Raw genomic sequence first — 11,647 nt, forward strand, 5'->3', positions numbered from 1 at the left:
TAACGCAATATTAGATTTTGCAAAAAGCTATTCTTGTAACACATTATAAGATTGACCTTTGCTGTTCGATCGTTAAGCACAAGCAAGCACGAGTAGGGTAACTATCGAGTATGAGAAAGTGCAAATGAAGGTGATATGTACAAGGATAAGAGGTGACGATATAAAGTGATGACCACACAAGGTGTCATCACTTCACTGGTAACTTGCCTTATAACTATCTAAAGGGGAGGTTATTTTGGTTGAGCATCAATTGATTGACCATTCACCGAAGTTGAATCATCACTCATCAAATATAAATAGGTTGGCATAAGTTGCTCAGGGGTTTTTAGGCTGTCTTTATCTTCACCAGGGAATGCTGATGCACGCATGCTTGTGCGCGTCGCACCGGGGTTGATACAGTTAATACGGATATTGGTTTTTCCAACCTCTGATGCCCATGTTTGCATCATGCCTTCTGTAGCAAACTTAGAAATAGCGTAAGGACCCCAAAACTCACGACCCTGACGACCAACACCTGACGAGGTAAAGATGATTGACGCATTGGGCGCTTTTCGTAGTAGTGGGAACATATATTTGGTGATCATCGCCTGTGCTGTTACGTTGACCTTCATAATGTTCTCAAAGGTAGAAACGCAAAAGTGCTCAAGCGGCCCCAAGGAACCTAAAATTGATGCATTATTGAGTAATCCATCTAATTTACCGAACTGTTGCTCAATGGTGGCTGCTAAGTCGCGATAATTTTGCTTAGTGGCACCACGCATATCTAACGGTACGATTGCCGGTTGAGGATAACCTGCGTTGACAATTTCATCGTAGACACACTCAAGTTTTTTGGTAGTTTTGCCAAGTAAAATTACGGTTGCACCGTGCTTAGCATAAGTGATTGCAGCCACTCTACCGATACCATCACCAGCACCGGTTACTAAAATTGTTTTGTTCTCTAAGGCATTAGCCGCGGCTATATAATCGTGCATTTTTAACCTCAACTGGTAAATTTTCGACATTTTACCACAAGTTATCGAATTTATTGTAAATATAGGTGGCGAAAGGCTACACTTTACGTTAACTTTAACTGGTCTAATGTCTTATTAAAAACAAAATTACATAGTTTTAACGAATTAGAGCACTAAGAATAATAAGATTATGTCGGAGCCTATAAAATGAAAAAAATGCTACTCTCACTCGCGGTTTCTTCAGTCCTCGTTGGCTGTGGTGGCGGTGAAACATTAGAAGATGTAAAAAAAGATTCAACCCCAGTACTGCCTTCAGTTTCCATTAAATTTGACCCATCAAACAGTGTTATTTCTGTCCCTAACGATTTACTTTTGAGTGGTACAAAAGATGGTACCCTTAATCTACCAGGTGAACTTGATGAAAATGGCAACCCAGCGGTAACGCGCGCACATTATTCGTCTCCATCATTGGCGTTGGGCGCGCAAGATGGCTGGTCTACACAAATGCCATATGTGATCGATTTAAATGTACCTGCGGGACAGTCTGTCAGTGCGCAAGCTGCTAGCGATCCGCAATCAGTGCGTATTTTTGAAGTAGTTATGGGTGCGAGTCAAAGCGATGAACAATGTGCGGCTGTACCGGCAGGTATCGCATGTCGCCTAGTTGGTGAGCTTGAAAATGGCATGACAGGTGATTTCGTATCTATTTTAAATGACAGTGGCGATGGTATTGTGATCCAGCCACTGAAGCCGTTCAAAGCGGGCAAGACGTATATCACAGTGCTGACTGATTCGTTAACCATGGCTGATGGACGTGCCATTAAACCTTCTTCGACTTACACTTTACTGCGTCAAGATGCACCATTAGTGACAGACACGCAAATCGCACTACAAGCTGTGATTAAAAGTTATGAGAGTGCGGTAACAAGTGGTGGTGACTTAGCCAAAGAGAATATTATTTATACCGCTGCGGCTACGATGCAATCAGTTGGACCAGTTGTTGGCACTATCAAAAAGTTAATGGCAGCAAGCCTTGCACAAGGCACTAACCCGAAAGTAGTTGTACCAGAACAACCTATGATGACCGTAGCTGATGTGTTATCTGCGGTGATCACAGACCCAGCTACACTTGCACCATTTCAGGCTGTGCAATACATGCGTGGTAGTGTCCAATTACCTATGTATTCCGCTAAGCCTGCAACCACTGACATCAGCAGTGCCGCAGATACTTACTGGCGCGCTCAGTGTGATAGTGCAGTTGCGGTGTTAGGTTATAAAGCGGCGATTGGTGGCACATTGCCTGAGCCACAAGTGGATACTAACGATGCGGCCTGTGCGGCTATGTCAAATGGCGTACTACGTGATTTCGGTCTAGATACAACACGCTTCCTAACCAAGTACAACACAATTCCACAAGTTCAGTGGTTAGCAAATGTACCAGTACAAATAACTAAACCAATACCTGAGCTATTTGGTATTGAACAACCAGCGACAGGTTGGCCTGTGGTTATTCTTCAACACGGTATTACCTCAAATAAAGAGGCAATGTTGGGTCTTACACTTGCATTAAGTTCACAAGGCTTTGCAACGGTTGCGATTGATCACCCAATGCACGGTGAGCGAGGTTTAGATATTGACGGTGATGGTACTGATGATTTCAACGCATCAACAGGGTCTGTGCTATCTTACATGAACCTGACTTCTTTACTTGTTGCACGTGACAACTTGCGCCAGTCAGCAGCTGATTTACTTGGCTTACGTTTAGGGTTGAACTTTGTAAACCCTGCGCTGGGTTTAAATCCAACACAAGTTAGTTATTTTGGTCAATCGTTGGGGGCTATAGTTGCACCAAGCTTTATTGCTCATGCGAACTTACCGCTTGACCCACAAGTTGATCCGTTGTTTAAAGTGCAAAGCGCCGCACTGGCAAGTGGCGGTAGTGGCATCGCGAGTTTCTTAGCAGAGTCAGAAGAGTTCGGCCCGTTTGTAAAAGGTTCAGTTTTATTAGCGGCTAACAATCTAGCATCTAAGGCATTTATCACATTTATTGCAACGAATGCTGCGTCTGTTTGCCCTGTTGAAGGTATCGAGCCTAATCCGCAAGATCCTGCATATCTATCTGCGGTAGCGCCATGTGCATTTGTGGCTTATACCAAGCACTTGGCAGAAACGGGCGATACTCAATCACTGGCAGCGGTTCAAAGTATTATTCAACAGTTTGTTTATGCAGCTCAGACGGTGTTGGAAAGCGGCGACCCAGGTAACTATGCAAGCCTTGTTCAAGCTGTGCAAACTCCGGTTTACATGAGTTTGATCACCGGTGGCGTTGATGGTAACAAAGCGGATACAGTTATTCCGCCGACCACAGCAAACCCTTTATCGGGCGGTACACCTATGGCTAATTTGATGGGCTTACAAACTGTATCTACAACGCAGCTCTCAGAAACACCTATGAGTTATGTTGTTAACTTTAGTCAAGGTAACCATGCTTCATCATTGACAACTTCAATGCGTGAAAATACAGGTGGAACACCTCAGGGCCATGCAATGGCTGCTGTTGAAATGCAAACGCAAATAGCGTCTTTCTTGAAATCAAAAGGGCTCTATTTGCAGATAACTAACTCTGCAGTTATTGCTAATTAATAGTTATTGAGTCAAGATGAGAAGCCGCTGTAAAGCGGCTTTTTTTATGGTTTATTGCTAGTTTCAAAGGAGTCTACGTTGGCATTTTTATTTGAGTATGGTTTGTTTTTGGCAAAAGCTGTCACGCTAGTTGTGGCGATAGGGGTTGTCGTGGCCTTGATTGTTGGCGCGGGTCAAAAGTCGAAGAATGAATCAGGAGAAGTTGAGCTGAAAGATTTGTCAAAGCAAATGCAGCAAGCCAAAGGGCGTTTTGTTGAGCAAGCTTTAGATAAAAAGGAACTCAAGGCTTATCATAAAGCGTTAAAAAAGCAACAGGATGAGCAAGACGAGGGCAAAGTCTTTGTGGTGGATTTTATCGGCAGCTTAGATGCTCATGAAGTTAAAAATTTGCGTGAGGAGATTAGCGCAATTTTGACTATCGCTGATAAAAGTAAAGACCAAGTGGTAGTGAATGTAGAAAGCGGCGGTGGAGTCGTCCATGGTTATGGTTTAGCTGCTTCTCAGCTGAATCGTGTAAAGCTGCACGGCTTACCACTTACGGTTTGTGTAGATAAGGTGGCGGCAAGTGGCGGCTATATGATGGCTTGTGTTGCCGATAAAATCATTGCAGCACCTTTTGCGATCGTCGGTTCGATTGGTGTGTTGGCGCAAATTCCAAACTTTAATAAAATTCTCAAAAAGAACGATGTTGACTTTGAACAGATCACAGCTGGTGAATATAAGCGTACATTGACTATGTTTGGTGAAAACACTGACAAAGGGCGCGAAAAGTTCAAAGAAGAAATCGAGCACACACATGGCCTGTTTAAATCTTTCGTTGCTGAGCATAGACCTCAGCTAGATATATCTAAGGTCGCGACAGGGGAGCACTGGTTTGCAACATATGCAAAGTCATTCAATCTGGTAGATGAAATTAGTACCAGCGATGACGTGCTGCTGTCTTTAGACAAGACGCATCAACTCTTTAAGGTTACTTATCGAGGTAAAAAAACGTTGTCGGAGAAAGTGGGATTGGGCTTTAGTGCTGCGCTTGAAAGGGTCGGTGTATCCTTGTGGTCAAAAGTTAACAATGCTCGCCTGTAGGTAAACACATAAACTACTTTTTAAATATGCACTTGGTTAAAGCCAAGTGCATATTATTAAAGAGAGTAAGTGCTGATAATACGGTAAACTTCATTAATGTTATCGCCAGCTTTAAATTCTTTACAGATGGGTGTTGGATCTGAGCCAACCCAGATTTTTAGCTCTGCGTCTAAGTCAAAGTGACCCGCGCTTTCTTTACTGAACTTGGTGATTTTGTTGTATGGAATACTTAGGATCTCAACCTTCGAGCCGGTCACTCCCTGTTTATCAATGAGCAACAGGCGTTTATTTGAAAACACAAACATGTCTCGAATGACTTGATATGCTTTTTCAATATGTTCGCCTTCGATTAGTGTATCTTTGAGTAACGCATCCAGTTTATCGTGATCGACTTCACTGGCGTTTCCTAAAATGCCGCTTAACAATCCCATTATTTAGTCCTTCTGAAATAGTTGGTTTTCAAGTGTATGGCCGTTGACCAGTTGATGATACTGCCAGTTACATTTATAGCAGTATTTAAGCAAGTGTATATCAAATTGTTCAAACTCCCACTGATACTCAATAATATACTCCTTGTTCTGACTTTGAGTAACATGGAGCACACCACTGAGCTGTTTGAGGCGCTCAAGTGCATCTTTGTATTGTTCATGTAGTTGTAAGGTAATGTATTTGCTTTGGCCGACAGGTGCGTTACGGTTATGGGCCGTGAGCTTTCCTTTGTCTAAATACAAGACGTGATCACATAGTCGTTCTAGCTCAGCCAAATCATGGGAGCTTAAAATAAAACTAATGTCATCACTCAATGTCGATATTAGCGATCGGATCTCTCTGGCATGTAGTGGGTCTAGTCCTGCTGTGGCTTCGTCTAATAAAACGATTTTGGGAGAGCCAAGTAATGCTTGAGCTATACACACGCGCTTTCTCATACCATGTGAAAGCTCATTGATTTGCGAGTGATGATTATCACTTAGACCAACTAATTCTAGTACTCGGGCCGTTTCTTTAAGAGCTTCACTCTTGCCAAATCCTTGTAGGGCCCCATAAAAGCTCAGCTGCTTTTGAATGGAGAATCTAGGGTCCAGCATCGCATCTTGTGGTAGTGCAGTGAGCTTGCCAAACAGCGAAGGGTGACGCAAAGGTTGACCTAGAATTTTTACATCACCGTGATCAGGCGCAAGGTAGCCACACAAAATACTAAATAAGGTGGTTTTCCCTGCTCCGTTGGGGCCAACAAGTGCGGTAGTGGTGCCAGCATCTATGGTAAAGCTCACATCATTAAGGGCTTTTTTGTTGCCAAACGATTTCGACAGTTGTTTGACTTCAATAAGTGTACTCATAGCGCACGTCTCCTAAAAATGAATACACCCAATGCAAGTAGTGCGGCGGTTTGTATGGCAGGGAGTCCCCATAGTATCAGTGGAACATTTTCATGTGGTGCAACATCTAGTAGTTGTACACCTGGGAAGATATAAAAAAGCACATCTATAGCACTTAGATAACTGCTAGCAAAACTCAGTAGCGCGTTGCCAAGCGTAAATAGTAAGATAGCAAGCACAATGGAAAGCCTTGATGAGCTGCTAATCAGGTTAAGCACAGCCATCAGCGCGATAAAAGGCATAACGATAACTGTGAGTTGTATTACTAGCGTGAAAGCCAGCAAGGAGCCAGATAAAAATAACTCTGGGGCGCGATAGACCATTACACAAAATGTTGCCAATGCGGTGAGTGCTATCAGGCTAAATACAATGGTGAGCTGACCTAAGAATCGACCCATTAAGATTTCGTCTCGGGTACAACGCAAGCTCAAAAACCGTAGTGTACCTCTTTGTCTGTCGCCAACCGTTTGATCAGAACATACAAACAAGGCAAAAACTGGAAAACTATATAAGGCAATCAGCCAGAAAATAGCCAGCTCGGCTTGTGGCCAGCTAGCCAGTGCTTTTAATCCTACATTGCCAGCGAGCTGTTGTGCAACACCTGAAAATTCAGGGCTACTTAGAAATGGTACCGCATGTCCAATCGGATAGCGGAGTATCATGAGCCACAACATAGCAAAAGCGGATAGGGCAAGTAGACCCCGTTTTGTGGCAAATAGGCGAGTTAACTCAAATTGTGCTAACTGCCACACTCTTTGTATATTCATAGTATCTCCTTTGAACATACAGTAACCTGTTAGGCATAGGATAGAAACCGCAAATATGTTTCAGAGTGTGGCAAATGTAACATTTACCTGCTTAGGGTATTACCAGCCACATTGACGACCTTTATTTTGCTCGTCTAAGTACTTTTGTAACGGCGCAAAGTAGTCAAGAATAGCTGTTGCATCCATTTGCTTTTTACCCGTGACAGATTCTAGAGCCTCTTGCCATGGACGGCTGCTACCCATTTCCAACATTGTATTTAGCTTTTCACCTGCTTCTTTGGATTTGTAAATAGAGCAGCGGTGAATAGCTTCTTTGTTGTCTGCGATTTCACACAATGAGCGGTGGAAATCAAACTGTAGAATATGCGCTAGGAAGTAACGAGTGTACGGTACGTTACCAGGTACATGGTATTTTGCACCGGCATCAAAATCAGCTTCTGTGCGTGCAATCGGTGCTTTGATACCTTGATACTTTTCGCGTAGGTCCCACCAAGCTTGGTTGTATTGCTCAGGACTAATTTCACCTGAGAATACCTTCCAACGCCATTGGTCAACTAATAAACCAAATGGAATAAAGGCAACTTTGTCTAAGGCCATGCGCATCAACAGACCAATGTCTTTTGACTCATCCGGTACAGTATCTAGCAAGCCAATCTCTTTTAAGTAACCAGGAGTTACAGAAAGCGCTATGGTGTCACCAATTGCTTCGTGGAAGCCATCATTGGCACTGTCTTGGTAATAAATCGGCTGGTTTTTGTATGCGCGCTGATAGAAGTTATGACCAAGCTCGTGGTGAATGGTTGAGAACTCTTCGCCAGTGCGCTGGATACACATCTTGATGCGGATGTCGTCTTGGTTGTCTAAGTTCCATGCAGAGGCGTGGCATTGTACGTCTCTGTCACGCGGCTTAAGAAATAGTGAGCGCTGATAGAAGGTTTCCGGTAGTGGCGCAAACCCCATCGAAGTGAAGAATTTTTCAGCACCTGTAACCATATCCATTTCAGAGTAGTTATGTTCTGCTAGCAGCTCAGTTACATCATAGCCTGGGTCCGCGTTGTCTGGTGCAACCACATCGTAAATGTTACCCCATTGTTGTGCCCACATGTTACCCAACAAGTGTGCTGGAATAGGCTTGTCTTGAGGTACTTTGTCTTCGCCATATTTTTCGCCAAGTTTGGCTCTGACATGACAATGAAGCGCATTGTAAAGAGGTTTAACTTGGCCCCAAAGGCGGTCTAACTCGTTAGCAAATTCATTCGCTGGCATATCATATTTACTGCGCCACATGGCGCCAGTATCTTCATAGCCAAGCTCTTTTGCACCCTCATTGGCCAATACAACTTGTTTTTCAAAAAGCGGACGCATTGGTTTAGATATTTGACGCCAGCCTTGCCATGTATCTAGTAACTCTTCGTAATCACGGCTGTTTGCCATGGTGGTAGTGAGTTCACCAAGGCTTTGACAGTTTTTACCATCTTTACAGTAATTACCTTTTGCGTATATACCATCAAGTTCAGCAAGCAGTCCTGCCAGTTGCTCTGATTTTTCGGCGTTCTGTGGGGCTGCAATCGTCAACTTAAGTTTAAGCTTATCCATTTTTCTGCGGTTGTCTTCGCTTAAGCTTAGAGAATCAAAACGAGCAGCTTCGCTTGCTAAACGTACAACGGTATCCGTTGACTCTTGCCCTACACTCGCGGCTAAGGCAGCTGTATCTTCGGTCACAAAGTTAGCGTAAATCCACTGTGCGCGATTTTCTCTGATACTTAAGTCTTCCAAAGTTGCTTGTGCATTTGCTAGGAAAGTTTCTGCATCTTGCTCAGTCAGAGTTTGCTTATTTTTTTCAGTGCTATTACAGCCTGATAGTGACAGTGCAGTAGCAACTACACATGCACCAACACTCAGTCTAAATAATGGTTTCATTTGATTTATCACTTGTTGTTGTTTGAGCGTTGAATAATAACAGTGTGCTTAGCAGGCGACAAATAATGTAGGTCCAATGGTGCAGATAAATTGAGTTTGCTCGATTTTCAAGCATACTTAAAGCGTTACGAACAGGAGGTCTGTATGGGTATCATTGTATTAATTATTGTTGTTGTGTGCGTTATTTTCGCATTTCAACCATTGCGTTATCGAGTCATTAGCTTACCTGTGATGCGGTATTTTAAACGCGCTTTACCTAAGCTAACACAGACAGAGCAAGAAGCTATGGAGGCTGGGGATACTTGGTGGGATAGCCAACTCTTTTCAGGTCACCCGAATTGGCATAAATGGCACCAAAATGATGCACCACTACTGAGTGATAGCGAACAAGACTTTATTGATAATGAATTGCAAACGTTGCTATCGATGCTGGATGAGCAGCAAATCAGGCATGATAAAGACTTACCAGAGCCTGTTTGGAGTTACCTCAAAGAAAATGGCTTTTTTGCTTTTATTATTCCGAAAAAATATGGCGGTAGAGAATTCAGCGCTCAGGCTAACTCTACTATTGTGGCTAAAATAGCCAGCAAAAGCTTGTCTGCGGCTGTCACTGTGATGGTACCAAATAGCCTAGGGCCAGCAGAATTGTTAATGCATTATGGTACCCCAGAGCAAAAGAGTGATTGGTTGCCAAAACTGGCGACCGCAGAAGCGTTGCCTTGCTTCGCATTAACAGCGCTAGAAGCTGGCTCTGACGCAGGAGCAATATCAGACTATGGCGTGGTATGTAAAAAGGCTTTTCAAGGTAAAAAGGTACTTGGCTTACAGTTAACTTGGTCAAAACGCTATATAACCTTGGCACCAGTTGCTACCGTTTTGGGGTTAGCATTTAAAGCCTATGATCCAGATGGGTTATTGGGGGATAAATCTGCACTGGGGATCACTTGTGCTTTGATCCCGACTGATCACAAAGGTGTAAAAACTGGAGGCCGTCATAATCCACTCGATCAAGGCTTTATGAATGGTACAACAGAAGGTAAAGATGTTTTCATTCCTTTGGAGTGGGTCATTGGTGGTCAAGCGGGAATTGGAAAGGGATGGCGTATGCTGGTATCTTGCCTAAGCGCCGGTAGGGGGATTTCGTTACCAGCATTGAGCGCGGGCACCGCGCACTTATGTACCCGAACAACGTCGGCATATGCTAGAGTTCGTGAGCAGTTCGGGCTGTCTATTGCTGATTTTGAAGGCGTCCAAGAAAGTTTGGCAAGAATTGCAGGACTGACATATAGCATTGAAGCCTGTAGACAAACTACGGCACAAGCCATTGATATGAAAAAAAGCCCCGCTGTAATTACCGCCATTGCTAAGTATCATCTAACAGAAATGTCACGCCTTGTGATGAATGATGCGCTGGATATTCATGGTGGTAAAGCTATTCAAAAAGGACCGAGTAATTATCTTGCCAACAATTATACGGGGATCCCAATTTCGATTACGGTGGAAGGTGCCAATATTTTAACGCGCAGTCTAATGATCTTTGGACAAGGAGCTACAAGGTGTCATCCTTTTATATTTAAAGAGATCCAAATCATCCAAAATAGCCAAGCAGATGATGGCTTAAGAGAATTTGATAAATTGCTGATGTCACATATTCAACATACGGCGGTTAACGTGTTTAAAGCTTTGTGGTTAGGTTTGACAAGAGGGTATGGGTTGCCTGCGACTATATCTGGGCCAACACAAAAATATTATCAAAAGCTCAATTGGCTCAGTGTATGCCTTGCGGTCTGTGCCGATTTAGCGATGTTAAGATTGGGTGGTGAACTGAAACGAAAAGAGCTGTTGTCGGCGAGGCTCGGTGATGTGTTAAGCCACTTATATTTGGCATCATGTGTGTTAAAAAAATATGAGCACGATGGGCGTCAGCAGGGTGACTTAAATGCCGTTCACTACGCGTTATCGCATCATCTTAAGGCTGGTTTTAGCGCTTTGGATGACTTTATAGATAATTTCACCAATCGCTTTGCTGGGCAACTCATTAAACGCTGGTGTCATGCATTTGGTCACGGTGCAAAAGGACCAAGCGATAAAATTATCGCAGGGGTATGTACAGCACTTTGGAAAGATAAAAGTGCGCGTGAGCGGATAAGTCATTTATGTTGCAGTGAATCTAACCCTGCCGTAGCTGAGGTAGAGCAAGCTTACCTTAGCTACAAGTCTACAATCGCTGCTCGAAACAAGCTCAAGCAGTGGCAAAGCAGTTATAAAGTTTACTACTATGACAAATCGTTTGCGGATCTAGTTTCGTTGGCGGTCAGAGATCAGGTAATAAGCCAAGAAGAAGCGCAATCACTTATTGAGTCTGAAGATTTACGTCAAAAAGCGATTGCAGTTGATGTGTTTTGATTAGGTGTGCTTAACGGGCAAATGGGTCTGGGTTGATTTTATCTATGTACCATTTGCCTTTTTTCCTAAGCATTTGGACACTACGCATATCATCAACCTTTTCACCGTTAAAATAGCCGGTAAATACTAAATTAACCTTCGCGTTGTCACCATATTGTTCACGCAGGCTCTCGTTCGTCATATCAACTTCAATGGTGACTTCATCAAAGCGCATATTGACAAGGTTACGGGTAAATTGTGATGCGGTACCGTATGAGCGCATAATTCTTGCAAGTCTCGGAGTGACATGCTCAAGCGCCAAATCCATATTATTTTTATTATATAAAGCATCAAAATAGATTGTAGCCGTGTAACCTGGGGTATCTTCATCACCTCTGGGTTTATCTTCTTCAACACAGCCAACTAGAATTAGACACAAAGTCACTAAAATCGTATGTATTAACTTCATAATAAATTGAATTAGTTCTAGATAACCTAAGTTTGTAAGCAAACTTGCAAT

At 43.2% G+C, this 11,647-nt stretch carries 9 protein-coding genes; 3 read left to right on the forward strand and 6 right to left on the reverse strand.

The window, feature by feature from the left end; translation table 11 throughout:
- Positions 1–230: 230 nt before the first annotated feature.
- A complete protein-coding gene (locus L1070_RS11500) occupies positions 231–974 on the reverse strand; it encodes a YciK family oxidoreductase (RefSeq protein WP_070987138.1) in 744 nt (247 codons plus the stop codon).
- 186 nt (positions 975–1,160) lie between these two features.
- Between L1070_RS11500 and L1070_RS11505 the strand changes: the two genes are divergently transcribed.
- Both L1070_RS11505 and sohB read left to right on the forward strand, forming a co-directional pair.
- Entirely contained in the window at positions 1,161–3,596 is a 2,436-nt protein-coding gene (locus tag L1070_RS11505; RefSeq protein WP_237125653.1) for a VolA/Pla-1 family phospholipase, read from the forward strand.
- 78 nt (positions 3,597–3,674) lie between these two features.
- Positions 3,675–4,679, forward strand: coding sequence for a protease SohB (sohB, locus tag L1070_RS11510; protein ID WP_237125654.1), 1,005 nt, complete (start codon positions 3,675–3,677; stop codon positions 4,677–4,679).
- 56 nt (positions 4,680–4,735) lie between these two features.
- Here sohB and L1070_RS11515 read toward each other — a convergent pair whose 3' ends face one another.
- The 4 genes from L1070_RS11515 to L1070_RS11530 all read right to left on the reverse strand — a co-directional run bounded on the left by L1070_RS11515 (position 4,736) and on the right by L1070_RS11530 (position 8,742).
- The gene (locus L1070_RS11515; RefSeq protein ID WP_237125655.1) at positions 4,736–5,110 is read right to left on the reverse strand and encodes a PH domain-containing protein; all 375 of its coding nucleotides are present in this window, start codon (positions 5,108–5,110) and stop codon (positions 4,736–4,738) included.
- A 3-nt stretch (positions 5,111–5,113) separates the two neighbouring features.
- Entirely contained in the window at positions 5,114–6,016 is a 903-nt protein-coding gene (locus L1070_RS11520; protein ID WP_237125656.1) for an ABC transporter ATP-binding protein, read from the reverse strand.
- Complete coding sequence (locus L1070_RS11525) at positions 6,013–6,822, reverse strand: ABC transporter permease subunit (protein WP_237125657.1); 810 nt, start codon at positions 6,820–6,822, stop codon at positions 6,013–6,015. The genes L1070_RS11520 and L1070_RS11525 overlap by 4 nt, the downstream gene beginning before the upstream one ends.
- A gap of 99 nt (positions 6,823–6,921) precedes the next feature.
- Entirely contained in the window at positions 6,922–8,742 is a 1,821-nt protein-coding gene (locus L1070_RS11530; RefSeq protein ID WP_070987132.1) for a M2 family metallopeptidase, read from the reverse strand.
- 144 nt (positions 8,743–8,886) lie between these two features.
- Here L1070_RS11530 and L1070_RS11535 point away from each other — a divergent pair, with 144 nt between their 5' ends.
- Positions 8,887–11,148: an acyl-CoA dehydrogenase gene (locus L1070_RS11535; RefSeq protein ID WP_237125658.1), complete on the forward strand. Its 2,262-nt coding sequence runs from the start codon at positions 8,887–8,889 to the stop codon at positions 11,146–11,148.
- Between the two features lie 10 nt (positions 11,149–11,158).
- Here the strand turns inward: L1070_RS11535 and L1070_RS11540 are convergent, their stop codons facing one another.
- Entirely contained in the window at positions 11,159–11,596 is a 438-nt protein-coding gene (locus L1070_RS11540; RefSeq protein WP_070987130.1) for a hypothetical protein, read from the reverse strand.
- Between the last annotated feature and the right edge of the window lie 51 nt (positions 11,597–11,647).

It is taken from the genome of Pseudoalteromonas sp. MMG022 (assembly GCF_021654245.1).
Classification (GTDB): Bacteria; Pseudomonadota; Gammaproteobacteria; order Enterobacterales; family Alteromonadaceae; genus Pseudoalteromonas; species Pseudoalteromonas amylolytica.

Excerpts from the sequence above, each read along its gene's own strand:
- L1070_RS11500 (WP_070987138.1), bottom strand. The coding sequence starts at position 974 with ATGCACGATTATATAGCCGCGGCTAATGCCTTAGAGAACAAAACAATT.
- L1070_RS11505 (WP_237125653.1), top strand. The coding sequence starts at position 1,161 with ATGAAAAAAATGCTACTCTCACTCGCGGTTTCTTCAGTCCTCGTTGGC.
- L1070_RS11515 (WP_237125655.1), bottom strand. The coding sequence starts at position 5,110 with ATGGGATTGTTAAGCGGCATTTTAGGAAACGCCAGTGAAGTCGATCAC.
- L1070_RS11520 (WP_237125656.1), bottom strand. The coding sequence starts at position 6,016 with ATGAGTACACTTATTGAAGTCAAACAACTGTCGAAATCGTTTGGCAAC.
- L1070_RS11525 (WP_237125657.1), bottom strand. The coding sequence starts at position 6,822 with ATGAATATACAAAGAGTGTGGCAGTTAGCACAATTTGAGTTAACTCGC.
- L1070_RS11530 (WP_070987132.1), bottom strand. The coding sequence starts at position 8,742 with ATGAAACCATTATTTAGACTGAGTGTTGGTGCATGTGTAGTTGCTACT.
- L1070_RS11535 (WP_237125658.1), top strand. The coding sequence starts at position 8,887 with ATGGGTATCATTGTATTAATTATTGTTGTTGTGTGCGTTATTTTCGCA.
- L1070_RS11540 (WP_070987130.1), bottom strand. The coding sequence starts at position 11,596 with ATGAAGTTAATACATACGATTTTAGTGACTTTGTGTCTAATTCTAGTT.